This window comes from Azospirillum brasilense, from assembly GCF_007827815.1.
Taxonomy (GTDB): Bacteria; Pseudomonadota; Alphaproteobacteria; order Azospirillales; family Azospirillaceae; genus Azospirillum; species Azospirillum brasilense_C.
The window spans coordinates 65,377-91,413 of the sequence record NZ_VITH01000001.1 but is presented as its reverse complement, the minus strand read 5'-3'; the positions used below and the strand labels follow the sequence as shown (position 1 = coordinate 91,413).

Here is a 26,037-nt window from a genome sequence, read left to right as displayed (position 1 = left end):
CGACCCTCCCCCGCTTCGCGGGAGAGGGAGACTGATCCCCTCCCTCGCCAAAGGCGGGGGAGGGTTAGGGAGGGGGCCATGCACCCCCCCATAAAAACACCCCCCGCCCGCCCTACCCGGAGGTGGTCGCGCCATGCGCACCGCATTGACCGTCCTTTACCGCGCCGCCGAGATTTTGGGCGCGGTGTTCCTGGTGCTGATCGCCGTGCTGATCGTGTCCCAGGTCTTCGCCCGGCTGGCCAACCGCATGGTGCCGGGAGCCGACGAGCTGGCCGGCTACTGCATGGCCGCCTCCTTCTTCCTGATGCTCGGTCCGGCGCTGCGCCGCGGCGCGCACATCCGCGTCGGCGTCCTGGTCGACCGGCTGCGCGGCGGCCCCCGCCGTGCCGTGGAGCTGCTCTGCCTCGGCTTCGGCACGGCGCTCAGCGGCTACTTCGCGTGGTACTGGCTGCGCATGACCTACGATTCCTACGATTTCGGCGATCTGGGACAGGGCGTGCTGCCCATCCCGCTGTGGATTCCACAAGCCGCCATGGGCGTCGGGCTGGTGATCCTGGTGATCGCCTTCCTGGACGACCTGCTGGCGGTGATCCAGGGGCGCGAGGCGTCCTATCAAAGCGCCGGCATGCAGAGCGAGGGCTGACCGATGGACCAGACGACCGCTTCCATCGTCGTCGTCGTGACGATGCTCCTGATGCTGGGAACCGGCATCTGGGTGGCGCTGGCGCTCGCCGGCGTCGGCTTCGTCGCCATGGCGCTGTTCACCACCCGCCCTGTCGGCATGGTCATGGCGACCAACATCTGGGGCGCCAGCACGAGCTGGACCCTGACCGCCCTGCCCCTGTTCATCTGGATGGGCGAGATCCTGTTCCGAACGCGAATCTCGTCGGACATGTTCAAGGGGCTGGCGCCCTGGACGGGCTGGCTGCCCGGGCGCCTGATGCACGTCAACATCGTCGGCTGCACGATCTTCGCCGCCGTCTCCGGCTCCTCGGCCGCGACCGCCGCGACCATCGGGCGGATGACCATCCCGGAACTGACCCGGCGCGGCTACGACCCGATGATGATCGTCGGCTCGCTGGCCGGCGCCGGCACGCTGGGCCTGCTGATTCCGCCCTCGATCATCATGATCGTCTACGGCGTGGCGGCGGACGTGTCCATCGCCCGGCTGTTCATCGCCGGCGTTATCCCGGGCATCGTGCTGACCGGCCTGTTCATGCTCTATGTCGGCGGCTGGTCCCTGCTGAACCCCGGCCGCGTGCCGCCGCGCGAGGCGCGCCAAAGCTTTGCGGAGAAGATCCGCGACACCGGGTCGCTGATCCCCGTCATGCTGCTGATCGCCGGCGTGCTCGGTTCCATCTACGCGGGCATCGCCACGCCGACCGAGGCCGCGGGCATCGGCGTTCTGGGATCGCTGCTGCTGGCGCTGGTTACCGGCACGATGAGCTGGGCAACCTTCCGCGACAGCGTCCTGGGGGCGGCGCACACCTCCTGCATGATCGGCTTCATCCTGGCGGGGGCGGCCTTCCTGACCGTGGCCATGGGCTACACCGGCATTCCGCGCCTGCTGGCGGAATGGATCACCTCCATGCAGCTGTCCACCGCGTCGCTGCTGGTGGTGCTGACGCTGTTCTTCATCGTCATGGGCTGCTTCCTCGACGGTATCTCGATGGTGGTGCTGACCACCTCGGTCATCCTGCCGATGGTGCAGCACGCCGGGATCGACCTGCTGTGGTTCGGCATCTACATCATCATCGTGGTGGAGATGGCCCAGATCACCCCGCCGGTGGGATTCAACCTGTTCGTCCTGCAATCGATGACGGGCAAGAACATCTTCACCATCGCCAAGGCCAGCCTGCCCTTCTTCCTGATGATGATCGTCATGGTGGCCCTGCTCTGGATCTTCCCGGGCATGGTGACGTGGCTGCCCTCGCTGATGATCGGGTGAGGAGCGGCATCATGGACGTCCGTTTCACCACAGCGGGCGACACGGCCTTCAACGTGGAGTTCGGCGAGGGCATCGATCGCCCGACCAACGCCCGCGTCATGGCCCTGCACGCCCGGCTGAAGGCCGCCGCGCTGCCGGGTCTGGTGGAGACGGTGCCAACCTTCCGTTCGCTCCAGGTCGTCTACGACCCAGCGGTCACCAGCCGCCGGGATGTCCAGGCCGCCGTCGAGGCGGAACTGGCCCACGCCGGGGACGCGCCGGCCGAAGGCGCCCTGTGGCGCCTGCCCGTCTGCTACGACGCGGAGTTGGGACCGGACCTCGCGGAACTGTCCGCCTCGCTCGGCCTATCGGCGGAGCGGCTGATCGACCTCCACGGGTCGACCGAGTATTTCGTCTACATGCTGGGCTTCATGCCGGGCTTCGCCTACATGGGCGACCTGCCGGCCGAACTGGAGAAACCGCGGCGCAGCGAGCCGCGGGTCCGCGTGCCGGCGGGTTCCGTCGCCACCGCCGGGCGGCTGACCACCGTTTATCCTTGGGAGAGCCCCGGCGGCTGGCACCTGATCGGGCGCTGCCCGGTGCCGCTCTACGACGGCGCCCGCCCTGCCCCGGTCCTGCTCGCCGCCGGCGACCGGGTGCGGTTCGAGGCGGTCGACCGCGCCCGCTTCGACGCGCTGTCGGCCGAGGCCGCCGCCGGCCGCTTCGATCCCGACACGCTGAGGGCCGCGTCATGAGCGCGCCCTCCCCTACCCCCTGCCTCACCATCGTCCGGCCGGGGCTGTTCGCCACCATCCAGGACCTCGGCCGCTTCGGCCATCAGGAACTCGGCATGCCGGTGGCCGGCGCGCTCGATCCCATCGCCCTGCGCCTCGCCAACGCGCTGGTCGGCAACCCGGCGGGCACCGCGGGGGTGGAGATCGCCCTGCTCGGGCCTGCGCTGAAGGTGGAGGCCGACGGCGTGCGCGTCGCCGTCGTCGGCCCGATGGCTCTGAGCCTGGAGCGCGAGGAGGCATCGCCCCAGCCGCTGGAGCCGCACCGCAGCCACACGCTGGCGCGCGGCGACGTGCTGAAGCTGGGCGCCGTCACCGGGGCGGCGGTCGCCTATCTGGCGGTCGCCGGGGGCTTCGCGCTGGAGCCCTTCCTGGGCAGCCTGTCCACCTACGTGCGCGCCGGCATCGGGCCGCTCGGCGGCAAGCCGCTGGGCGACAGGGCGCGTTTGCCGCTCAATCGCAACAATGCCCCACCGGGCACCGACGTGGAGCTGCCGGAACCGCCCGACTATGGCGGCGAGCCGGTGCGGGTGGTGCTTGGCCCCCAGGAGGACCGCTTCACGGCGGAGGCGGTGGAGACCTTCCTGTCGGCGACCTATCGCGTCGGCAAGGATGCCGACCGCATGGGCCTGCGTCTCGACGGGCCGGCGCTCGCCCACACCGGCTCCGCCGACATTCCGTCGGACGGGCTGGTCACCGGCTCGATCCAGGTTCCGGGCAACGGTCAGCCGATCCTTCTGCTGAACGACCACCAGACGGCGGGCGGCTACGCCAAGATCGCCACGGTGATCTCCGCCGACCTGCCCCGCGTCGGCCGGCTGAGCCCCGGCGGCACCCTCAGCTTCCGGGCCGTCACGGTGGAGGAGGCGGAGGCCATCCGGCGGCGCCAGGAACAGACCATCGTCGCCTGGATCCGCGCCATCCGCCCGGTGCGCCCGGCGGGCGGCGTCGATCTGGAGGCGCTCTATGCGGAAAACCTCGTGTCCGGGGTCGTCGACATCGTCAACGGCAACGGCGACATCCTGAACCGAGAAGAGATGTGCGGGAGGGCACCATGACCATCACCGTGAACCTGAACGCCGACCTGGGCGAGGGTTTCGGCGCCTACGACATCGGCGACGACGACTCCATGCTCGGCATCGTCGCCTCCGCCAACATCGCCTGCGGCTTCCACGCCGGCGATCCGCTGGTGATGACGCGGACCGTCCGGAACGCGGTCGCCAAGGGCGTCAGCCTGGGCGCCCACCCCTCCTACCCCGATCTCCAGGGCTTCGGGCGCCGCCCGCTGCGGATGTCGGCGGCGGAGGTCGAGGCGATGGTCGCCTATCAGATCGGCGCGCTGATGGGCGTCGCCGCCGCCAGCGGCGGCGCGGTCACCCATGTGAAGGCGCACGGCGCGCTGAACAACATGGCGGCGGTCGACGAGGGGCTGGCCCTGGCGATCGGGCGGGCGATCAAGGGCGTCGATCCCAACCTGATCTACCTTGCAACCGCCGGGTCGGAAATGGCGCGGGCCGGGCGGACGCTGGGCCTGCCCACGGCGGAGGAGGTCTTCGCCGACCGCGCCTACGACGACAACGGCAACCTCGTGCCGCGCGGCCAGCCCGGCGCGATGGTCCACGACCCGGACGTGGCCGCCGCCAACGTCCTGCGCATGCTCGAGGAGGGGGTGATCCTGTCGGTCACCGGCACGCGCATCCCCTGCACCGTGCATTCCGTCTGCGTCCACGGCGACGAGCCGAGCGCGGTCGCCATGGCCGGGAACCTGCGCCGCACGCTGGAGGCCAAGGGGGTCCGCATCGTCCCCCTGCCGGACCTGCGCGACCGCTTCTAAAAGGGAAGGATCACGCCGGCCGCAGCTTCGCCGCTTCGGCGAGGCTGGCGAGCGTGTCCAGGATGACCTGCGGGCTGACCGGCTTGCGCAACACCACCAGCGGCTGCCAGCGGTCGGCGGTCAGGTCGTCCTCCCCCGCCTCCATCGACAGGAATCCGGTCATCACCAGGATCGGCAGATCGGCCGCCCGGGTCCGAAGCTCGCGGATCAGGGCGCGACCGTCCATGCGCGGCATGCGCAGATCGGTGATGACGAGGTCGGCCGGATCGGCGCTGTAGCGCTCCAGACCCTCCTGCCCGTCCTGGGCCAGGGTCACACGGTATCCCTTGCGGGACAGGAAATCCTCCAGAGCCATGGCGGCGAGGGATTCGTCCTCGGCCACCAGGACATGCAACGGAGCGGTGACGGGGTCAGGCATGAGCGCGCTCCACGTCCTGAACGGAGGGATGGGACACCGGCACGGTGATGGTGAAACGGACGCCGCGGTTCCCATCGTTATGGGTCACGTTTGCCGCGTCGATCCGGCCGCCCATGGAATCGATGATGCCATAGCCGATGGACAGACCGAGCCCGGACCCCTTGCCGACCTCCTTGGTCGTGAAGAAGGGGTCGAAGATGCGCGGCAGGATGTCCGGATCGATGCCGCCGCCATCGTCGGTGATGATGATGACGGCCCGCCCGGCGGTCAGGTCGCAGCGCATCCCGACGGTGATCCGCCCGGCCGCGGGCGACCCGTCGGGGTCGGCGCGCCATTCCAGGATAGCGTCGCGCGCGTTGGACAGCAGATTGACCAGCACCTGCTCCAGCTGCAGGGGACGCCCGCGGGTGACGCAGTCGACGGCCGGGACGTCGCTCACCACCTCGATGTTTTCCAGGGCGAACTGGTTGGACACCAACTCGACGGCGGAGCGGACGCAGGCCGCGGGTTCGAAGCGCTGGGTCGCGCCGTCGCGGCGGCTGAAGGTGCGCATATGGTCGATGATGCGGCCCATGCGCTCCGCCTGCTCGGACATGATGGTCAGCACCTTGTCCAGGCGCGCGGTGTCGGTGTCACCGTCGCGCAGGCGGGACAGGGCGTTCTCGGCCCAGATCCGGATGATGTTCAGGGGCTGGCTCATCTCATGGGCCATGCCGGCCGCGAGCGTGCCCAGGGTCGCCAGCTTGGAGGTCTGGACCAGCTCCTCCTGAAGCCTCTTGCGGTCGGTGATGTCGCGGGAGCTGCCCAGGATCTGCACCACCCGGCCATCCTCGCCGCGCACCGGCACCAGGACGGTGTGCCAGGTGCGCCGCCCGACGGGAAGATCCAGCGTCTCCTCGTAATCGATCGGGCCGCCCGCGGCGACGCAGGCGCTGTATCGTTCGATCACCGCCTCGGCGGTTTCCTGCGGAACGGCCTCACGGACCAACCGGCCGCGGATGGTCTCCGGGTCGATCCCCGTCGCCCGCGCGTGGGCGGGGTTCAGCGTGTCGAAGGCAAAGTCCCCGTCCGGCAGCACCGTCACGACGAACAGACCTTCGGCTAAATTGTTGAAGAAGCTGGCGTAGCGCAGCTCGGCCTGACGCCGGATCTCGATCTCGCGCTGAAGGGCTCCGTTGGCGTCGGCGAGCTGCGTGGCGCTGGGCAGGGCGAGGGCCTTGGGCATCTGCACCCACAAGGCGACTGCGGTCAGCACAGACACCATCGCGGTGATCGCCTTGATGATGCCTTCGACGGCGTAGTCGGGGTACCACAGGGTCCAGAGGCTGAAGAAATGCGTCGTGCCGCAAGCCAGGATGAAGGCGGCGAACAGCCAGACCATCCAGGTGAAGGCGACGTCACGGCGCTTCAAAATGAAATAAAGCAGCGCCACGGGAATCGAATAATAGGAAAGGCCAGTCAGCACATCGGACACGATGTGCAGAGTGAGGATTTCCGGACGCCAGAACAGGCACACGCCGTGAGGCAAGTACGCGCTGGTGTCGAAGAAGGCTTCCACGCCACCGAACATGCCGCCCCTCATTTTTCGGTCACCGCCCGCGGCCCCGCTGGGTCCGGAAACGCCGCCGTTTCTCTGATCTCGCCACAAAACCTTGAAGCACAATGCCTTGCGGCACCATGCCGCGGAGGCTGCATCCGCGAACGCTACTCGAATCAGAGGGGCGGAGCAACACGCGGAACGCGATACCAGCCTTTGGTCAGCGCGCTCCGCATGGTTCCGGATGAGTGTTACGCCGCGGTGTGCACCTTACGGTTTTGCTCGCGGGTCTTCAGGAAGCGCAGGGCCGGAAAATCCTCCTGCGTGCGGTTCAGGTGCCAGGCGTTGCGCGCCAGGAACACCAACGCTCCGTCATGGTCCTCCGCCGCCGCCGAGCGGTTGAGGTCGAGGAACTTCTTGAGCTGGTCCTCGTCGTCCGTCTCGATCCAGCGGGCGGCATCCACCCCCGCCCCTTCGAAGCGGGCGGCGAGGCCGTACTCCGCCTCGATGCGGGCGGCCAGCACCTCGAACTGCAACTGGCCGACCACGCCAACCACCCAATCCGCCCCGGTCAGCGGCTTGAACACCTGGGAGGCTCCCTCTTCCGCGAAATGCTCCAGCGCTTTGCGCAGGTGCTTCACGCGCATCGGGTCTTCCAACCGGACGCGCTGAAGCAATTCCGGCGCGAAGCTCGGCACGCCGGTGAAGCGCAGATCCTCGCCCTCGGTCAGCGTGTCGCCGATGCGCAAGGACCCGTGGTTCGGGATGCCCATGATGTCGCCGGGCCATGCCTCTTCCGCCAGTTCGCGGTCGCGGGCCAGGAACAGCACGGCGTTGTTCACCGCCATCAGCTTGCCCGAACGGACATGCTTCAGCTTGGCCCCGCGCTTGAACTTGCCCGAGCAGATGCGCACGAAGGCGATGCGGTCGCGGTGATTGGGGTCCATGTTGGCCTGGACCTTGAACACAAAGCCGCTGAACTTGCCCTCGTCGGGCTGCACGGAGCGCTGCTCCGCCGGCTGCGGGCGCGGCGGCGGGGCGTTCTCGGCGAGTCCCTGCAAAAGCTCGCGCACGCCGAAGTTGTTGATGGCCGAGCCGAAATAAATCGGCGTCAGATGGCCGGCGCGGTAGGCTTCCAGGTCGAAGGGCGGCATCAGCCCGCGGGCCATCTCCACCTCTTCGCGCAGCTTCGCCACCGCGTGGTCCGGCAGAAGCTCGTCGAGGCGCGGGTCGTCGAGTCCGTTGCACTCGATGCCGTCGTCGATCTCGTCGCCCTTGGTGCGATCCATCAGGATCAGGCGGTCGCGGATCAGGTCGTAGCAGCCCAGGAAGTCGCGGCCCATGCCGATGGGCCAGCTCGCCGGGGTGACCTCCAGCGCCAGCGAGCTTTCGATCTCGGAAATGAGGTCGAAGGGGTCGCGGGCCTCGCGGTCCATCTTGTTGCAGAAGGTGATGATCGGCACGTCGCGCAGGCGGCAGACCTCGAACAGCTTCAGGGTCTGGCTCTCGATGCCCTTCGCGCCGTCGATCACCATGACGGCGCTGTCGACCGCGGTCAACGTCCGGTAGGTGTCCTCCGAGAAGTCCTCGTGGCCCGGCGTGTCCAGCAGGTTGAAGGTGCGCCCCTCGTAATCGAAGGTCATGACGGAGGCGGTCACGGAGATGCCGCGCTCGCGCTCCACCTTCATCCAGTCCGACTTGGCGCGGCGCTGCTCGCCGCGGGCCTTCACGGCGCCGGCCATCTGGATGGCGCCGCCGAACAGCAGCAGCTTTTCGGTGAGGGTGGTCTTGCCGGCGTCGGGGTGCGCGATGATCGCGAAGGTTCGACGCCGGGAAACAGCGTCCAGAAGCTCGGACATGCGCGTTCCCGTAACTCAGCGGTGCAAACAACGGCGAAGAGGGCCGGGAGGCGGAACGCCCCACGGCCCTCTTCGTTCGGACGTATAGATAGCAGCGAAGACCGGCCTGTTCCAGCCTGCCTTACAGGCTGAGCTCGGCGATCTGCACGGCGTTGAGCGCCGCGCCCTTCAGCAGCTGGTCACCGCAGACGAACAGGTCCAGGCCGTGGTCGCCGAAGATCAGGCTGGTGCGGATGCGGCCGACCTCAACGTCGAACTGGCCGGTGGCGTTGATCGGCATCGGGTAGACGCCGTCGGCCGGCACGTCCTTCACCACCACGCCCGGCGCGTCGGCCAGAACGGCGCGGGCGGCGTCCGGGGTGACCGGCGACAGCGTCTCGACCGTGATCGCCTCGGAATGGGCGCGGTAGGTCGGGATGCGCACCGCCGTGCAGCTCACCGGCAGGTCCGGGATCTCCAGGATCTTCCGGGTCTCCCAGGTCACCTTCATCTCCTCCTTCGTGTAGCCGTTCTCCTGGAAGGCGTCGATCTGGGGGATCAGGTTGAAGGGGATCGGGTGGCGGAACACGCTGTTGACGACCGGCTTGCCGTCGAGCTGGTTGCGGGTCTGCTCCTCAAGCTCGGCCATGCCCTCCGCACCGGCGCCGCTGGTCGCCTGGTAGGTGGAGACGATCACGCGCTTCAGGCCGAAGGCCTTGTGAAGGGGCCCGAGCGCCACGACGGCGATGGCGGTGGTGCAATTGGGGTTCGCGACGAGCTTGGCGTCGCCCATGGCGTGGGCGTTGATCTCCGGGACGATCAGCGGGACGTTGTCGTCGTAGCGGAAGGCCGAGGAGTTGTCGATCACCAGCGCTCCGCCAGCGGCGATGGCCGGCGCGTGTTCCTTGGCGAAATCACCGGACACGGCGAGCAGGACGATGTCGTACCCCTTCACCTTCTCGACGTCGAACGCCACGAGGGTCTTCTCGCCGAACGGAGTCTCGACGGTCCGGCCGGCGCTGCGCTCCGACGCGAACAGCCCGAGTTCCGCGACCGGGAACGAACGGCGGTGAAGAACATCGACCATCTCGCGGCCGACGGCGCCCGTGGCACCAACGATGGCAACGCGGCGAGGAGAAGGAGAAGAGGTGCTCATGGGTGTGGTCCGTCCTTTGGTCTTGCCCGGATCGAGCGTGGACGGCGGCCCCAGATGCACCAAGGCCCCGTCCGTGTCCGGCGGGGCCTTCGTGGTGGGTGAAGCGTCTTACTCGATCAACGCACGCCACCGTCCGACGGCCCGCCGGAGCGGGTCGTTTTGGTAGTGGTGGTGGTGATGGCGAGCGAGCGATTCATAACCCGCTAGATAAACGAAAGGCGCGGGGCTTGTAAAGCGCCCGCGCCCCCGCAACACAATTTTTGTCCAGGTCCGGACGGGGCCGCGTCAGGTCTCGGTTTCGGCCGGGTGCTCCGGCTTCACGGGATGCACGTCCCAGATCTCCGTCGCGTATTCCATGATGGTGCGGTCGGAGGAGAACCAGCCCATGTTGGCCGTGTTCAGGATGGCCTTGCGCGTCCATTCCTCCTGGTCGCGGTAGAGGTCCATGGCCGCCTGCTGCGCCTGGCAGTAGTCGGAGAAGTCCGCCGTCACCAGGAAATGGTCGCCGCCGTCGGTCAGCGCCTGGAGGATCGGGTGGTAGCGGTGGGGATCGTCCGGCGAGAAGACGCCGGTGGAGATCATGTCCAGCGCCCGCTTCAGGCTGGGGTTCGACGCGATGACGTCGCGCGGGTTGAAGCCGCCGCTGGCCCGCAGGTCGTTCACCTCCTCGGCGGTCAGGCCGAAGATGAAGATGTTGTCGTCGCCCACATGCTCGCGGATCTCGACGTTGGCGCCGTCCAGCGTGCCGATGGTCAGCGCACCGTTCAGGGCCAGCTTCATGTTGCCGGTGCCCGACGCCTCCATGCCCGCGGTGGAGATCTGCTCCGACAGGTCGGCCGCCGGCATGATGATCTCCGCCGCCGTCACGTTGTAGTTCGGCAGCAGCACGATCTTCAGGTTGTCGTGCACCGACGGGTCATGGTTCACCACCTTCGCCACATCGTTGATGAGCTTGATGATGAGCTTGGCCATGTGATAGCTCGGCGCCGCCTTGCCGGCGAAGATCTTGGTCACCGGCACCCAGGACACGGTCGGGTTGTCGCGCATCTCGTTGTACAGCGCGATCGCCTGGAGGATGTTCAGGAGCTGGCGCTTGTACTCGTGCATGCGCTTGACCTGCACGTCGAACAGGCTGTCGACCTGCACGTCCACCCCGGTCTGGCGTGCGATGTAGGCGGCCAGCCGCTTCTTGTTTTTGCGCTTGGCGCGGCGGAACTCCTCGCGGAAGACCAGATCGTCGGCCTTCTCGGCCAGCGCCTTGATCTGGCTGAGATCCTTGATCCAGCCGTTGCCGATGCGGCTGGTGATCAGCGCGGCCAGCGGCTGGTTCGCCTGATGCAGCCAGCGGCGCGGCGTGATGCCGTTGGTCTTGTTGTTGATGCGCTCCGGGAACTCCGCGTGGAAGTCGGCGAAGACGGTCTGCTTCATCAGCTCGGTGTGCAGGGCCGAGACGCCGTTGACCTTGTGCGAGCCGAGGAAGGCCAGATTGCCCATGCGCACCCGGCGGTCGCCGCGCTCGTCGATCAGCGACAGGCGGGACAGCCGCCCGTTGTCGCCCGCCGCGCGGGCCTTGGAGCGGTTCAGGAACTTGGCGTTGATCTCGTAGATGATCTGCATGTGGCGCGGCAGCACGCGCTCCATCATGCGCACCGGCCACGCCTCCAGCGCCTCCGGCAGCAGCGTGTGGTTGGTGTAGGAGAAGGTCGCGCGGGTGATGTCCCACGCCTTGTCCCAGGTCACGCCGTGCTGGTCCACCAGCAGACGCATCAGCTCGGCGATGCCGATGGCCGGGTGCGTGTCGTTGAGCTGGATCGCCGCCTTGTCGGGCAGGCTGTCGAAATTGGAATGGTGCTGCAGATAGCGGCGCAGGATGTCCTGCAGCGAGGCGGAGGTGAAGAAATACTCCTGCTTCAGCCGCAGCTCCTTGCCGCCCTCCGTCGCGTCGTTCGGGTAGAGGACGCGGCTCAGATTCTCGGTCAGCACCTTCTGCTCTACCGCCTTCATGTAGGCGCCGTCGTTGAAGTGGCCGAAGTTGAAGTCGCGCGTGGCGCGGGCCGACCACAGGCGCAGCGTGTTGATCGTGTCGCCGCCGTAGCCGACCACCGGCGTGTCGTAGGCCATGGCCAGCACGCGCTCGGCGTCGACCCAGCGGTAGGCGCGCTCGCCCACCGAATCCCGGAACTCCTCGACGCGGCCGTAGAACTGGACGGGGTACAGCACCTCCGGACGCGGGAACTCCCACGGGTTGCCGAACTGCAGCCACTGCTCCGGATACTCGACCTGCCAGCCATGCTCGAAGCGCTGCTCGAAGAGGCCGAACTCGTAGCGGATGCCGTAGCCGTAGCCGGGCAGCGCTTCCGTCGCCATGCTGTCGAGGAAGCAGGCGGCCAGACGGCCGAGGCCGCCGTTGCCGAGCGCCGCGTCCGGCTCCGCCTCCACCACGTCGTCGAGGTTCAGGCCGATGCGGTCGAGCGCCTGACGGCACTGGTCGGTGATGCCGAGGTTGGCGAGGCTGTTGGTCAGAAGGCGGCCGATCAGGAATTCCAGCGAGAGGTAGTAAACGCGCTTGGCGTCCTGCTGGTAATAGGTCCGCGTCGTGTCCATCCAGCGGTCCACGAGCCGGTCGCGCACGGCGAGCGCCACGGTGTGGAACCAGTCGCGCCGGGTCGCCGCCCGCGCGTCCTTGCCGACGGAATAGACCAGCCACTCCAGAAACGAGCGCTTCAGCCCGTCGACATCCAGACTGCGGCGTTCGATCTCGCGGGACTTATACCGAGCGTCCATGTCTTGACTTTCTTCTTTCCAGGGCCAACTGGAGCGGCGGTTATTCAGCCGGTCTTCCATCGGCGGCAGTTTCCGGGGTCCATGGTTAAGCAACGTTTAAGTCGCTGCGCCAACCAGTCGAATCGGCCTGTCGAATTGCCTAGGCCGTTCGTCCAGAGCAACAGCCAAGACTTGCCCTTGTGCCACACGCGCTGTGCCAAAATGGAAACCATCCCCGCAGCGCACCGGATGCCGGTAATCGCTGCGAAGCCCCGCTGGAGGGAGTAAGATGGCGTCCGTGTCAGCCTCTTTGAACCTCCCGATGCTCGACAATACCGTATCTGCGGACTCCCGCCAGGAGCTTCCCGGCGACGCCACCATCCTGCTCCGTCAGGCCCAGCCGGCGGACATCCCCGCGCTGCTGGCCATCGAGGAGCGGTGTTTCGCCACCGATCGCCTGACCCGACGTAGTTTTCATTATTTGCTCACGAAAGCCAAGGCCACAGGTCTTGTGGAAGTCCACAGCGGCGCGGTCGTCGGCTACGCGCTGGTGTCCTTCCATTCCGGGACCTCGCTTGCCCGGCTCTACTCCTTCGCCGTCGATCCCGGCCACCGCGGCCAGGGCGTCGCCAAGCGCCTCCTCGCCGCGGCGGAGCAGGCGGCCCGCTCGCGGGACTGCATCTACCTGCGGCTGGAGGTGCGGCGCGACAACGCCTCGGCGATCGATCTCTACAAGAAGGCCGGCTACCGCGAGTTCGGCGTCTACACCGATTATTACGAAGACCACATGGAGGCGCTGCGGCTGGAGAAGCGCCTCGGCCACAGCGGCCCCAGCGCGCCGCTGGGCGGGCCCCTGGTCCCCTACTACCAGCAGACCCTGGACTTCACCTGCGGCCCGTCGGCCCTGATGATGGCGATGAAGGCGCTGAAGCCCACGGAGATCGAGCTGGGGCGGAAGCTGGAGATCCGCCTGTGGCGAGAGTCCACCACGGTCTTCATGACCTCCGGCCATGGCGGCTGCGGCCCCTTCGGGCTGGCGCTGGCGGCGGCGCGGCGCGGCTTCGCCGTGGACATCCACATCAAGGACAACGCCACCCCCTTCCTGGACAGCGTGCGCAGCGATGAGAAGAAGGAGGTCATGCGCATCGTGCACGAGGACTTCCTCGACGAGTTGGAGGGCAGCGGCGCCACCGTCCGCCACAACACGCTGAGCGCCCAGGACATGGCCGACGCGGTGGCGGGCGGGGCCATCCCCATCGTGCTCATCAGCTCCTACCGGATCTATCACGAAAAATTTCCGCATTGGGTCGTCGTGACCGGTGCCGACGACCGCTTTCTCTATGTTCATGATCCGCTTGTGTACGATCGTCACCACGCTCACATCGACCGGATGAACATGCCGATCCCGAAAGCCGACTTCGAGCGCATGGCCCGCTACGGAAAGGCCCAGTTGAAGGCCGCCCTTCTCCTCCGCCCCCAGCTCTCTGATGGGTCCGCCGACTGATGCCCGCGCATCTCCTGGTCGTTGACCGCCGGGCGGACGTGAAATGGGCGAAGGACGGCCTGCCGGTGGTCAGTGCCCGCGACTACATCGCCCATCCGGAGCAGGCGCCGCGCGGCGCGCGGGTGCTGAACCTGTCGCGCAGCTACCGCTATCTGGGCACCGGCTACTACGTCTCATTGCTGGCGGAGGCGCGGGGAGAGCGGGTGATCCCCTCCGTCCGGACCATCCTGGACCTGTCGCAGAAGACCTTCTACCGCGCCCAGCTGGCCGAGGCGGAGGAGGCGCTGCGCAAGGCGATCAAGCGGATGGACCACCCGCCGGAGGCGTCCTTCAACCTGACGCTTTTCTTCGGCCACGCCGACGACGCGCGGTTCCAGGACATCGCCCGCACGATCTTCGACCTGTTCCGCTGCCCCCTGCTGAAGGTCCAGGTGCGGCTGAAGGACGGCTGGACCGTCCACGCCCTGGAGCCGCTGTCCCTGGCCGACCTGCGGCCCGACCAGGAGGCGCTGTTCCAGGCGGCGCTCGACGCCTACACCCGCACCTCCTGGCGAGAGCCCACGGCCAAGGCGACGCCGCGCTACACGCTGGCCATCCTGCACAACCCGAAGGAGGAGCTTCCCCCCTCCAGCCCGCGCGCGCTCCAGAAATTCGTCAAGGCCGGGGAGAGCCTGGGCATCGCGGTCGAGCTGATCGAAAAGAAGGATTACGCCCGCCTCGCCGAGTTCGACGCGCTGTTCATCCGCGAGACGACGAACCTCGACCACCACACCTACCGCTTCGCCAAGAAGGCGGAGAAGGAAGGGCTGCCGGTGATCGACGACCCGAACTCGATCCTGAAATGCACCAACAAGGTCTATCTGGCCGAACTCCTGCGCGCCAACCGCATCCCGGCGCCGAAGACGGTGATCTTCGACAAGCGCGGGCTGGCGACGCTGGACCAGGAGATCCCCTACCCAATCGTCCTGAAGATTCCGGACGGCTCCTTCTCGCGCGGAGTCTTCAAGGTGCAGACCCGCAGCGAGTTGGAGGCGACGGCGGAAAGCCTGTTCGAGCAGTCCGACGTGATCCTGGCCCAGGAGTTCATGTACACGGAGTTCGACTGGCGCGTCGGCGTGCTGAACCGGCAGCCGATCTATGTCTGCCAATATCTGATGGCGAAGAAGCACTGGCAGATCGTCAAGCACGGCGGCAACGGCCGGGCCGAACAGGGCTCCTCCCGTACCCTGGCCGTCGAGGAGGCGCCGCGCGAGGTCATCGAGACCGCGGTCAAAGCGGCGGGTCTGATCGGCGACGGGCTTTACGGCGTCGACGTGAAGCAGAACGAGCGCGGCGTCTTCGTCATCGAGATCAACGACAACCCCAGCATCGACCTCGGAGTCGAGGACGCCAAGCTGAAGGACGGGCTGTACCGTCTCATCATGGGCGAATTCCTGCGTCGCCTGGAATCCCGGCCGCGCAAACCCGGTTCCGCGGCCTGAAATCCCCTTTCGGGCAGTTCCGCCATCCGTTCGGATACCCCCCTGATTCCAACCACCTCTCCTCCTAAGATGTTTTCGGCTGTGGCCGCCGGGGAACAAGCCTCTTCCCGCCGCGTTATGAATTCAACGTCACCACGAACGGGAGCAACACCGAAGCGCATCAATGCTTTGGAGTTGCCCAGGCTGGAGAGCGGGAGACCGTTGATGACGACGAACTGCTCGATGTGCTGCGCCGGACCGACACCCGGACACTGCTAGGCAGCACCACCGGATTCTAAAACACCGACACGAACCGAAGGACCGGCACGGCCACAGGACCGCCGCCGGAGGGGACCACGCGTCGAAAAAGGGACCGACTCCCGGCAAAGCCGCGGGAGCCGGACTCCCGGAACCTGAAATCTCGGCACTGAAATCTCGGGCCTGGGGCGCCGTCACCACAGACCGGCAGCCCCGCCGAATCAAGAGAAGCTGGAGGAAGAGCAACAATGGCGTATTGTTTCGAAGCCGAACTGATCCGTTGCATGCCGAACCTGCAGCGTTATGCTTGCAAGTTGACGCGCGACGCCAGCGCCGCCGAAGATCTGACCCAGGATTGTCTTGCCCGCGCCCTGTCCCGCCAGCATCGTTTCGAACCCGGCACCAACATGCAGGCTTGGCTGACCACGATGCTGAAGAATCTGCATTTCAACAACCTCCAGCGTGAAAAGCACGTCACCAAGGTCGAGTTGTGGGACGGCGCCATGTCGGTCGAGGCGTCCCAGATCGCCCGGCTCGTCTTCCGCGACGTCGACCGTGCCTTTGGCGCCCTCACCCCCAGCCAGCGCAAGGTCGTGAAGCTCGTCGCCATCGAAGGCCGTCCCTACCAGGAGGCCGCCGAGAAGCTGAACGTCTCCATCGGCACCATCCGCTCCCGCCTGTGCCGGGCCCGCGAGCGGCTGAACAACCTGATGGCCGCCTGAGACGAGGCAGGGAAAGCGTCGCGGGGTATGGCAACCGTACAACAGGTTGATCTTTCCATTGCATCCGGACCGTTCGTGGCCGGAACAACCGATGGGAGCGGCTGTTACATCCCCCGTGCGAAACGAGCAGGGCTGCTGCGGAGTGGCCGAACACCCCAGGGGTACGAACGGATACACGTCGCCAACCATTTGGCGGTAACGGTCCCATCCCCATAAGAAGAGGTATGTCACCACTCCCGACGCCGTGCCCGCCGCACTATATTGAACTCTGCGTCGCGGATCGTTTCCGTCTCAGGGGGATGGCCTCCGGGGACGTTCCGGGATCAAAAGATATGAAGCGTGTGACGATGAACCATATCAACGCATATCTTGACGGTGCCTTGGACGATAAGGAGCGTCAGGAGTTCGAGCAGTCCGTAGAGGACGACGCCGACGCAAAGGCCGTGGTGACCTTCCACAGAAGCCATGTGGACGAGCTTCACCGCCTTTACGATCCCGTGCTGGAAGAACCGGTACCGGCGCGCATGCTCGAACTGCTGAGGCAGCGCCGCAAGAGCTAGCCCCCCGATTCCCGCGTTCCATCGTCACATGAGGGGCGACCGGGCGACCCGGCCGCCCGCTTTTTTTGCGCACCCCCCGCGTCGTCATCGCAGGGGCGGGCGCCAACGCGGGCTCTCCCGCATTTCCAGGCGACTTCTCCCTTCGGATCAACGCTTGCCCCTTTTACAGACCGGCGGCTTTTCCCATAAACAGGAGCCGCGGAAACGGAAGCTGGGCCATGGGCGCCCGGACCGGTGGGAACGAAGAGGATGAACAGCCTCCATGGCGCGCGGCAGGCCGGCACCGAACATCATTCTGGGTCCCGTCCTTTATTTCCGGGGAGAGCAAGGCGACCGCTGGTGGCTGTCGGCCCTCTTCGTCCTGGAGGGAGACGCCGAACCCCATGATCTGAGGGTGGACGGCGTGACGCTGCCCGTTCCGCCCCGCCACCTCGCGCAATGGCGCAACCGGCACGTCTGGCGGTTCGACTTCGCCATTCCGCGCGGCGCCCGCGATGTCGAGGCCGCCTATGGCTTCACCGACGGCGCGTCGCCGGGGGACATCTGGGCGGTGACCGTGCCGGGGCGCGCCTCGCCGCCGCGGATCGCCTACGTCTCCTGCAACGGTGTGGAGGACGAGGAGAAGATCGCCGGGCTGAACGCGCCGCGCAACGCCCTGTGGGGCGACCTGCGGCGCCGCCACGAGAGCGAACGCTTCCATCTTCTGCTGCAAGGCGGTGACCAGCTCTACGCCGACGCGGTGTGGCGCCAGCCGCCCCTGCTCACCGCCTGGAAGAAGCGGACCGACGACGCCCGCCTTGAGGAACCCTTCACCCCGGCGATGGCGGAGGAGGCGGCGGACTTCTACTTCGACCTCTATCTGCGGGTCTGGGGCCAGCCGGAAACCGCGGCGGTGACCGCACGCATTCCCTCGGTGATGATGTGGGACGATCACGACATCTTCGACGGCTGGGGCTCCCACCCCGACGAGGAGATGATGTCCCCAGCCTGGCGCGGCGTCTACACCGCCGCCCGCCGCCATTTCTCGCTGTTCCAGTTGGCCGCCATGGAGGACGCCCAGCCGGAATGCGTGTGGGGCGCCCCGTTGAACTCCTTCAGCCAGGGTTTCCGGCTGGGCGACATCGGCGTCCTGGCTCTCGACATGCGCAGCGACCGCACGCCCCGCCGCGTCCTGTCGGACCGGGTGTGGGATGCCCTGCCGGAGTGGCTGGAGCGCTTCAAGGGCTGCCGCCACCTGATCCTGATGTCCAGCGTGCCGCTGCTCTACCTCGACACCGGCGTGATGGAGCGGGCAGTCGGCCTGTCGCCCGTCCGCGTCGGAATCGAGGACGATCTGCGCGACCAGTGGCGCAGCCCGGCCCACGCCGAGGAATGGCTGCGCCTGCTCGGCCAACTGGCGGAATTCTCGCGGCGCACCGGGTGCCGGATCACCTCCGTGTCGGGTGAAATCCACGCGGGGGCGCGGGCCGTGCTGCGCGGCGGCGGCGTGGAGATCTGGCAGCTCATCGCGTCGGGGGTCGTTCACCCGCCGCCTGCCAAAGCGACGGCCTTCGCCCTGGAATGGCTGGCCAGCCGCAAGGAGACGCTGGACAACGGTTATGTCTTCGAAATGCCGGCCTTTCCCGAATCGGGAAAACGCATCATCCGGCAGCGCAACTGGCTGTCGCTGATCTTCGACGGCAAGGGGCAGATCCACGCCCGCTGGTCCGCCGAAGGCCAACCGAACCGCTACACCCAGGTGATCTGAACCCGGTTGTCCGAAGCCGCCGGCTCACTCCGACGGCGGCGACCGGCGGCGGTTGCGCAGGTTGAGCGCGTTGAGGAAGCTGGTGGCCTGCGCCGGCGTGGCCGGGCCACCCGTCGGCGCCTTGGCCGAGGTCGCCAGGAAGCCGCCGACGCGGGCGCGCAACTCGACCGAATCGTGGGCGGCCTGGTCGGCGGTCTCCGCCACCTGACGGCGCACGTCGGCGTCGAGCGTGTTGAAGGCGCGGGTGGCGAATTCGAAGGCCGGCTGGGACTTGGTGGCGATCACCTGCCGCAGCGCCTTGGAAACCAGAACCGTGTCGAGCCCGCCGGGGCCGTCCACACCATCCAGAACATCGGCCAGGATGCCGATGGCCTGCAGGGTCTGGTTGTCATCGAGCGAGATGGGCTCCAGGCCGTCCATGACACTCACTTCCGATGTGGTTTGCCGAAGCGTGGTTGAACCGGCGGAGACACCGCCGGATCTTTTGCCGGTGCGAGGAAGCATAGTCGGAGCGCCCCGCCGAGGCAATGCGCACTAAGTCAGACCGTCAGGCCGCACGCTTGGCGCTCCGGTTCACCAGGGCGACGCCGGCCACCGCCAGCGCCATGCCGGACAGGGCCAGCAGCCCCAGCCGTTCGCCGAACATCGCCCAGGCGATCACCGCGGTCACCGGCGGGACCAGATAGAACAGGCTCGCCACGCGCGCCGCCGCGCCGCGGCGGATCAGCAGGAACAGCAGGAAGATCGCTCCCACCGACAAGACGAAGCTGAGCCACAGCAGGGCGAAGATGAACTCGCCGGTCCAGTCGATGCGCATGGTCTCGAACAGCGGGGCGAGCACCGCCAGCACCGCCGCGGTCGCCGCATACTGGATGGCCGCACCGCTGCGCAGGTCCATCGCCGTACCGTGGCGCTTCTGGTAGAGCGTGCCGAAGGTGATGCCCAGCAAGGCGGCCAGCGCCAGCCCGATGCCCAGCGCGTCCGTCGAGTCGAAGTGCAGCTTCTCGCCAACCACCAGCCCGACTCCGGCCAGCCCCATCAGGAAGCCGATCCACTGCCGCCCGCTCACCCGCTCGCCCAGCAGCGGACCAGAGAGGGCGGCGGTCAGCAGAGGCTGGATGCCGACGATCAGCGCGGTCACCCCCGCCGGCATGCCCTTGGCGATGGCGCAGAACACCCCGGTCAGATAGACGCCGTGCACCAGCAGACCGGCCAGCGCGATGCGCCCGGCCTCGGCCCAGCTTTTCGGCCAGGGGGCGCCGGTGACCAGGGCGACCACCCCGAGAATGACCGCGACCAGCCCCAGTCGGACCAGCAGGAAGGTCAACGGCTCCGCGTAGGGAAGGCCGTATTTAGCGCCGATGAATCCCGTGCTCCACAGCAGCACGAACACGCCCGGCATCAGGCGCACCCAATCGGGCCGCCCGCCCGTGGCGGCGGTGGTCGCTTGCACGGTCATCGTCTCTCGTCATCTCCTATCCCCGTGCCTGCGCGCTTTCGACGGTGGGGGCCTCGGCCACCGCGGGCGGAACGTCCGGGGCGGGCGCCGCAACGCCGGACGGGTCCGGCCTGGGCGCTTCCACCGCACGGGCGTCCGCCACCGGCGCCGCGACCTCCTGAACGGCCTCGGCCGGCTTCGGCGGCGGGTTGCGCCGCGTTTCGGCCACCGACTGGAGATGGGCGCGCAGGCTTGCGTCCTTCTTCACCAGCCGATGGAAGTCTCTCACATCCAGGACCAGCAGTTGGCAATAGCCCATCGCACGCACATCGGCGTTGCGCCGTTGGCGGGTCAGCAGGGCCATCTCGCCGAACACCTCCCCGGTGCCGAGCTGGACCGGCTCGTCCAGACCCGGAACCAGCACCTCCACGGCGCCGGACGCGATGAAGAACATGGCGTCGCCGCGCTCGCCGCGCCGGACGATGGTTTCCCCCGGCAGGACCAGCCGCGGCTTCAGCAGGGTGGCGATGCCGCGCAGGCGGTCGCCCTCCAGCCCCTCGAACAGCGGCACCCGTCCGACGAGGTCCATCAGGTCCAGCCGCAGATCGAGCTTCGGCAGGGCATCGAGCGCGCGGCGGCGGTCGTCCAGATCTCGTTGCAGGTCGCTCAAAATCTCCTGGCTGATGATCGACTCGGCGAAGAGCGCTCGGTAATCGGCCTCCTCCAGCCGCAGGGCGGCGCGGCTGACGTACCGGCTCTGAAGAAGCAGCGCGTAGTCGGGATATTGCAGCTTCAGCGCCGCCAGGGCCTGCTCGACCATGGCGAGGCGCACCGTGAGGATGCCCTCCAGCTCACAGGCAACGTCGGTGCCCAGCACCTGCCCGACCTTGTCGTTGATGAATTCCAGCAGCTCGCGCTGCACGGTGCGCACGCCCAGAAGGATCTCGAACCGGAAGGCGAGCCGGCGGGCCAAGGGCGCGTGGATTCCCAGCCGGCGGTGCAGCAGGCTGGCGACCCGCATCCAGGGCGTGAAGGAGATGAAGGGCTCCTCGAAGGCGCGGTAACCGGCGCGCCCCTGGGCCTTCACCGCGTCGAGCAGGCGACCGGTCCGGCGGTTCAGCAGCTCCGCAACGCCCCGCGACAGGATGCCCTCGCGGAAGTGCTCGTAATACAGCTCCTCCTCGCGGTTCACCAGGATGACGAGGCCGATGGTCACGCGGTCCTCGTTGTTCAGCGGCGCTTCGGTCGACCGCTCCCGGACGATGGCGTCGAGCCGGTCGCTGTACTGGGAGACGGTGGATCCGACGGCCTGCTCGTCGACCTCGTAGCGATGGGCCAGACCCTCCACCCGCTCGCGCACGCCGGCCAGCGACAGGGCGAGCGCGCGGTTGCGCATGGCGTGCTCGACCGGCGACAGCTTGTTGAGGCCCAACAGGTTGATGACGGCGCGCAGCGTCGTGCCGTTGATGAAAAGGGTGTAGAAGACGAATCCGGTGACCAGCACGGCGACGAAGCCCTGCACTCGGTCGGGCACGCGCCCGTTCTCGGTGACGGCCAGCGCCAGCGTCAGAGACACCGCGCCGCGCAGCCCGCCCCACAGCATCACCGTCTTGTAGGCGTGGCTGACCCGCTGGGCCAGACCGGCGCCGGACAGCAGCGGCAGCAGGCCGAACAGCACGAGAGCGCGCGACACCGTCGCCGCCCCGACCACGACCAGCACCAGCCCGACGTCGCTCCAGCCGATGCCGCCGAGCAGGCGCGGCACCATCAGCGCCGTCATCAGGAAGATCAGCGAATTGGCCCAGAAGCCAAGCTGCTTCCAGACATGCTCCAGCGCCCCCCAGGTGGCCGGGGAGATGCGCGTGCGCCCGACCGAGCCGACGACCAGCGCCGCCGTGACGACCGCCACGACCCCCGACGCGCCGACGTAATGCTCCGCCAGAACGTAGCTGAGATAGGCGAGCGCCACGGTCAGCGTGATCTCGGCCATCGGCTGGTCGCGCACCGGCTCGACGATCATGCAGACCACGCGCCCGCAGACATAGCCGGTGGCCACACCGCCGGCGAAGTCGCGCAGGAATTCCATCGCCGCTTCGGTCGCCCCGCCATGGGCGTTGCGGGTCAGCATGCCGAGCAGCAGCGTGAACAGGGCGATGGCCGCGGCGTCGTTCAGCAGGCTTTCGCCCTCGACCAGCATGGTCAGGCGGCGCGGCGCGCCGAGGTCGCGGAAGATGCTGACGACCGCCGCCGGGTCGGTGGTGGCGACGATCGACCCCAGCAGCAGGCAGGCGATCAGCCCCATCGAGGTGAAGAGGTTGAGCGCATAGCCGACGGCGAAGGTGCAGACGAACACCGCCACCACGGCCATCAGCAAGATCGGCCAGACGTCGTCGAACAGCCGCCGCACGTCCACCGCCAGCGCCGTTTCGAACAGAAGCACCGGCAAGAAGATGTAGATCAGCACCTCGGACGAGATGTCCATCTCGGCCAGGGAATTCAGGAAGTCGTGGAAGGGTCCGGTGCCGCCCTGCCCGGCGAAGGTCTGGATCGCCAATCCCAGGGCCACGCCCACGGCGGCCAGAAGCACCGTGTAGGGCATCCTCAGCCGGGCCGCCAGTGGCGGCAGAAGGCTGACCAGCGCCAGAAGGCCGGAAACCGCGAGGACATAGATGACGATGACGTGCATGGGGCTGCCTTGCCCTGAGGGGCCCTTGGGGGTCGGCGCGCACGGTATCGCCCGATTGGGGCGGGAGCAAGGTCAGGATAAGGGACAAAGCTGTTCCGTACGTGTGACCGGACGTACGGTCCGGCCACAGCGGTACGGAGTGGCGCGTACAGGAACTGCCCCCGCTTACGCCACCGCCAGGGTCACCGTCATGCGGAAGCCGCCGGTGGAGCGGTTCTCGGCGCGGACCTTGCCGCCGAAGGCCTCGATGTTCCGCCGCACGATCCACAGGCCGATGCCGAAATGGGTCGCCTCGGCTTGGTTCTGGGCCGCCGCGTCCTCCGGCATGCCCCGTCCCGGCTCACGCTGGGAGAAGTAGCGTTCGAAGATGCGCGGCAGGTTTGCCGGATCGACGCCGGGTCCCTCGTCCTCGACCACCAGCTCCGCCCAGGCCCCGTTGCGCGACAGGCGCACGCTGACGGTGCCGTCCGGCGGCGAGAAGCTGACGGCGTTCTCCACCAGATTCTCGATGACGGTTTCCAGGATGTCGTCGCTGGCCCGCACGACCACCCCGGATTCGATGCGCGAGCGCATGTGGAGCTGCCGTTCGGCGAGCAGGCTGGTGTAGCCGCCGGCCATGCGCTCGACCAGATCGGACAGGTCCACCCGGCGGCGCGGCGGAACCAGCAAGTCGGCGGCGGCCTCGTCCATGCGCCGCCCGAAGGAGACCAGACCGTCGAGCTTGTCGACCGACTTCTCGATCATGGTCAGGGCGCGCTGGCTGCGGTTGTCTTCGGCGGACAGCGAGCGGCGCAACGGCTCCACCGACTGGCGGATGACCGCGATGGGCGTCTTGTAGGCGTGGGCGTTGTCCTCCGCCGCCCGGCGCAGCGACCGCGCGCTCTCGCGCAGGGTGTCGACCAGCCGGTCGAAATCCTCGGCCACCCCGGACAGCTCCGGCACGGTGTTGCGGTTGGTGAAGGACCCCTGCCCGCCCTCGCCGATGCCGCCCGACACGATGTCGCGGGCCAGATCGCCGAAGCGGTGCAGGTTGCGCCACACCCCAAGCAGCACGGCCATCACCAGCGCCGCCATGACGATGTAAATCATCGCCGCGGCCTGGACGACCGGCGTGCTCCAGTAGGGCCGCCCCAGGGAGGATTCCAGATAGCCGCCGGCGGTGTGGCTGGTCACCAGGGCCCAGCAGCCAAAGGCGGTGTTGATCGGCGTGACCGAGGTCAGGATCTCATAGCCGCCCGAGGCGCGCGGCAGGCGCAGGGCCAGCGGCTCGTTCCCGGCGCAGGAGGCGCCCAGCCGGTCCAGCACCCCCTGTTCGAGGAGTTGGTGCCGCTCGGCGTCGAGGTCGTCGGTGGGCACCGACGGGGCGGCGGCGACGTAGTAGAAGCCGTCGCTGCCCATCAGGTTGTTGCCGGCCAGGGCGCGCGGCCGCACCAGCAGCTTCAGCCGCGTGTTCCCGTCCGCGAAGCGGCGCAGGATGGGGCCGAGCTGCGGCAGGGCCGCGCGGTTGGCGCGGGACAGGTCCGGCTCCAGCGCGCGGGCGATCAGTTCGCCCTGCCGCTGCGCGCTTTGCAGCAGCAGGGTCTGCGTCGTGGTGTCGGCGCGCTGGAACTGATCGTAGATCAGCACCGGGACCGCCAGGAAGACGATGGTCAGCAGCGCCAGCCGGCTGGCCAGCGAGTGCCACAGCCACCGCAGCCGGCCGCCGGGGAAACCCGCCATGGAGAAGCCTCCCTTGGTGAGTTCCGCCCCGTCCCGCGCGCCGTCAGGCCCCCCGCCAGGCACCCTCTCGGGCCCCCGGGCCTCAATCGGCAGCAGCGCCATCGGCCATCACATCCGCGTCGTCGTCGCGCGTGCGGCCCGCGCCACCCGTGCCGTTGCCCCAGCGGTAGCCGAAGCCCGGATAGTTTTCGATGCAATCGAACTCGGCGTCCACCACGCGGAACTTCTGGCGGATGCGCTTGATGAAGGCGCGGACGTTGGCGCGGTAGCCCGACGGGCCATAGCCGGCCAGGAAGCCCTTGCCATGCACGAGGTCGTAGATTTCGCGGTAGGACACGTCCTCTTCCGGACGGGTCGCCATCAGCTTGACGATGTTGAACTCGGTCAGCGTCAGGTCGATGCGCTTGCCGTTCCACAGGGCGCGGCTGTTGTCCAGGCGCAGGTCGAGGTTGCCGAGCGCGTAAACCGATTCCTTCGGCCCCTCGGCCTCCTCCGGCGTGCCCTTCGAGCCGTCCACGATGAGGCGCATGCGCTTCAGCAGGATCGACAGGCTGCGCGACTTCTCGACGAAGTCGAGCGCGCCGCCGGCCAGGGCGGCCTCTTCGTAAATCTGGTCCGACAGCACGGTGAGGAAGATCACCGGCAGGTCGATGCCGCGGGAGCGCATCTGGCGAAGGACGTCGATGCCGTCCATCTTCGGCATGCGCCAGTCCAGCAGGACGATGTCCACCGAACCGCCCTCGGCGAAGAAGTCGAGCGCGGGTTCGCCACGGTCGAAAGTGATGACCTCATACCCCTCGTCGGCGAGGTTGAGGCTGAGGGATTCGCGGAACAGGTCGTCGTCGTCGACCAGCGCCACGCGGGCGACGGCGGCCTCAGTCATTGCGGACATCCCAGCCTTGGGCAAGGAGTTGAGCGAAGCATCGTTTATCGACATCTGGGACATTTTCGCTGCTCTTCATATCGTAGGAAAGGGCACGGAAGTCCTGGGAGGACGTCATGTCCATGAAGAAGAAGACTTTGAGCGAACAATCGCCCTTAGCGTAATGCCACACCTTTGCAGGTGGCGCCTCTTCCGTTGCGGCAGGGGTGCCCAGGAGACGCCGGGTCTGGACTTGGTCCAGGCCGACGAGCGTTTCGGGGGACAGGGTGGCGGGCGGGCTGGCGCCGCCGAACGGTACGGGGGGCAGCCCCGCCACCTCTGTCCCAGCCATGGCGATGACCGCGGCGGCGGATCCGGTCCCCGGACCGTTCACCGCCGGCATGGCCGCCTGATCCTTGCCCGCGGTCTTGACGCGCGGAGGAGCAGGTTTCGTCTTCGGCACCGGAACGGCCATGGCGGTCGGTCCGGCGGTTTGCGTTTCAGGAGGAACCGTGGTGCCGGGGCACCCGGCCAGCAGAAGAACCGCCAGCACAAGGCCCGCCTTCCGCCGCCGGCACCCCACTCCGGCATTGGTTCCAGCCACTTCGCATATGGTACCCGTCATCGTCATCGTCGGGCCTTTCAAGCAACGTGGTTGAATTCGCGGGCGGTGTTGCTGGCCCCATGCCTGCACTTGCCGCCTCCGTGAGATCAAGGTCAGTCCAGTCTGGTTAATGTGGCGTTAAACCCCTGTTTGATACCCCCTTTTTGCGCACATTTGCGGCCAATTTTTGTTCCTACTCCTATCGATAGGTCG

General features: G+C 67.6%; 21 protein-coding genes. 10 read left to right on the top strand and 11 right to left on the bottom strand.

Annotation, left to right across the window (positions count from 1 at the left end; genetic code table 11):
* Window positions 1-133: 133 nt before the first annotated feature.
* From FBZ83_RS00440 to FBZ83_RS00420, 5 genes are read left to right on the top strand one after another with little or no spacing between them, the layout of a single operon-like run.
* Window positions 134-643 carry a TRAP transporter small permease gene (locus FBZ83_RS00440; protein ID WP_145680594.1) on the top strand — a complete coding sequence of 170 codons (510 nt, stop codon included), beginning with the start codon at window positions 134-136 and terminating at the stop codon, window positions 641-643.
* 3 nt (window positions 644-646) lie between these two features.
* Complete coding sequence (locus FBZ83_RS00435; RefSeq protein ID WP_145680593.1) at window positions 647-1,948, top strand: TRAP transporter large permease; 1,302 nt, start codon at window positions 647-649, stop codon at window positions 1,946-1,948.
* Window positions 1,949-1,959: 11 nt separating this feature from the next.
* Window positions 1,960-2,682 (top strand): 5-oxoprolinase subunit PxpB, encoded by a 723-nt coding sequence (pxpB, locus tag FBZ83_RS00430; RefSeq protein ID WP_145680592.1) that lies wholly within the window; start codon window positions 1,960-1,962, stop codon window positions 2,680-2,682.
* A complete protein-coding gene (locus tag FBZ83_RS00425) occupies window positions 2,679-3,776 on the top strand; it encodes a biotin-dependent carboxyltransferase family protein (protein WP_145680591.1) in 1,098 nt (365 codons plus the stop codon). Before pxpB ends, FBZ83_RS00425 begins: the two co-directional genes overlap by 4 nt.
* Window positions 3,773-4,552: a LamB/YcsF family protein gene (locus FBZ83_RS00420; RefSeq protein WP_145680590.1), complete on the top strand. Its 780-nt coding sequence runs from the start codon at window positions 3,773-3,775 to the stop codon at window positions 4,550-4,552. Before FBZ83_RS00425 ends, FBZ83_RS00420 begins: the two co-directional genes overlap by 4 nt.
* 10 nt (window positions 4,553-4,562) lie before the next feature.
* Here FBZ83_RS00420 and FBZ83_RS00415 read toward each other — a convergent pair whose 3' ends face one another.
* The 5 genes from FBZ83_RS00415 to FBZ83_RS00395 form a co-directional block, all read right to left on the bottom strand.
* Entirely contained in the window at window positions 4,563-4,970 is a 408-nt protein-coding gene (locus tag FBZ83_RS00415) for a response regulator (RefSeq protein ID WP_186465939.1), read from the bottom strand.
* Entirely contained in the window at window positions 4,963-6,540 is a 1,578-nt protein-coding gene (locus FBZ83_RS00410) for an ATP-binding protein (protein ID WP_145680589.1), read from the bottom strand. The genes FBZ83_RS00415 and FBZ83_RS00410 overlap by 8 nt, the downstream gene beginning before the upstream one ends.
* A 218-nt stretch (window positions 6,541-6,758) precedes the next feature.
* The gene (locus FBZ83_RS00405; protein ID WP_103039104.1) at window positions 6,759-8,366 is read right to left on the bottom strand and encodes a peptide chain release factor 3; all 1,608 of its coding nucleotides are present in this window, start codon (window positions 8,364-8,366) and stop codon (window positions 6,759-6,761) included.
* A 121-nt stretch (window positions 8,367-8,487) separates the two neighbouring features.
* A complete protein-coding gene (locus FBZ83_RS00400) occupies window positions 8,488-9,501 on the bottom strand; it encodes an aspartate-semialdehyde dehydrogenase (protein WP_145680588.1) in 1,014 nt (337 codons plus the stop codon).
* Between the two features lie 285 nt (window positions 9,502-9,786).
* Window positions 9,787-12,285, bottom strand: coding sequence for a glycogen/starch/alpha-glucan phosphorylase (locus tag FBZ83_RS00395; RefSeq protein ID WP_145680587.1), 2,499 nt, complete (start codon window positions 12,283-12,285; stop codon window positions 9,787-9,789).
* A gap of 301 nt (window positions 12,286-12,586) precedes the next feature.
* On the opposite strand from FBZ83_RS00395, the gene FBZ83_RS00390 reads away from it, so the two are divergent.
* The 5 genes from FBZ83_RS00390 (at window position 12,587) to FBZ83_RS00365 (ending at window position 18,515) form a co-directional block, all read left to right on the top strand.
* Window positions 12,587-13,768 carry a GNAT family N-acetyltransferase/peptidase C39 family protein gene (locus FBZ83_RS00390; RefSeq protein ID WP_247888070.1) on the top strand — a complete coding sequence of 394 codons (1,182 nt, stop codon included), beginning with the start codon at window positions 12,587-12,589 and terminating at the stop codon, window positions 13,766-13,768.
* Complete coding sequence (locus tag FBZ83_RS00385; RefSeq protein ID WP_145680586.1) at window positions 13,768-15,249, top strand: RimK family protein; 1,482 nt, start codon at window positions 13,768-13,770, stop codon at window positions 15,247-15,249. Before FBZ83_RS00390 ends, FBZ83_RS00385 begins: the two co-directional genes overlap by 1 nt.
* Before the next feature lie 521 nt (window positions 15,250-15,770).
* Window positions 15,771-16,208 (top strand): sigma-70 family RNA polymerase sigma factor, encoded by a 438-nt coding sequence (locus tag FBZ83_RS00375; RefSeq protein WP_247882918.1) that lies wholly within the window; start codon window positions 15,771-15,773, stop codon window positions 16,206-16,208.
* Window positions 16,209-16,540: 332 nt separating this feature from the next.
* Window positions 16,541-16,768, top strand: a complete 228-nt coding sequence (locus tag FBZ83_RS00370; protein WP_247877067.1) for an anti-sigma factor family protein — start codon at window positions 16,541-16,543, stop codon at window positions 16,766-16,768.
* Window positions 16,769-17,030: 262 nt separating this feature from the next.
* A complete protein-coding gene (locus FBZ83_RS00365) occupies window positions 17,031-18,515 on the top strand; it encodes an alkaline phosphatase D family protein (protein ID WP_145680585.1) in 1,485 nt (494 codons plus the stop codon).
* A gap of 24 nt (window positions 18,516-18,539) precedes the next feature.
* On the opposite strand, the gene FBZ83_RS00360 is transcribed toward FBZ83_RS00365, so the two are convergent.
* The 6 genes from FBZ83_RS00360 to FBZ83_RS00335 form a co-directional block, all read right to left on the bottom strand.
* Window positions 18,540-18,935: a hypothetical protein gene (locus FBZ83_RS00360; RefSeq protein WP_145680584.1), complete on the bottom strand. Its 396-nt coding sequence runs from the start codon at window positions 18,933-18,935 to the stop codon at window positions 18,540-18,542.
* Between the two features lie 127 nt (window positions 18,936-19,062).
* Complete coding sequence (locus FBZ83_RS00355; RefSeq protein ID WP_145680583.1) at window positions 19,063-19,974, bottom strand: DMT family transporter; 912 nt, start codon at window positions 19,972-19,974, stop codon at window positions 19,063-19,065.
* Window positions 19,975-19,990: 16 nt separating this feature from the next.
* The gene (locus FBZ83_RS00350; protein WP_145680582.1) at window positions 19,991-22,639 is read right to left on the bottom strand and encodes a cation:proton antiporter; all 2,649 of its coding nucleotides are present in this window, start codon (window positions 22,637-22,639) and stop codon (window positions 19,991-19,993) included.
* 165 nt (window positions 22,640-22,804) lie between these two features.
* A complete protein-coding gene (locus tag FBZ83_RS00345; protein ID WP_247888069.1) occupies window positions 22,805-24,358 on the bottom strand; it encodes a sensor histidine kinase in 1,554 nt (517 codons plus the stop codon).
* Window positions 24,359-24,440: 82 nt separating this feature from the next.
* On the bottom strand, window positions 24,441-25,241 hold the full coding sequence (locus FBZ83_RS00340) for a response regulator transcription factor (protein WP_172428359.1): 801 nt from the start codon (window positions 25,239-25,241) through the stop codon (window positions 24,441-24,443).
* Window positions 25,234-25,773: a hypothetical protein gene (locus tag FBZ83_RS00335; protein WP_145680580.1), complete on the bottom strand. Its 540-nt coding sequence runs from the start codon at window positions 25,771-25,773 to the stop codon at window positions 25,234-25,236. The genes FBZ83_RS00340 and FBZ83_RS00335 overlap by 8 nt, the downstream gene beginning before the upstream one ends.
* Between the last annotated feature and the right edge of the window lie 264 nt (window positions 25,774-26,037).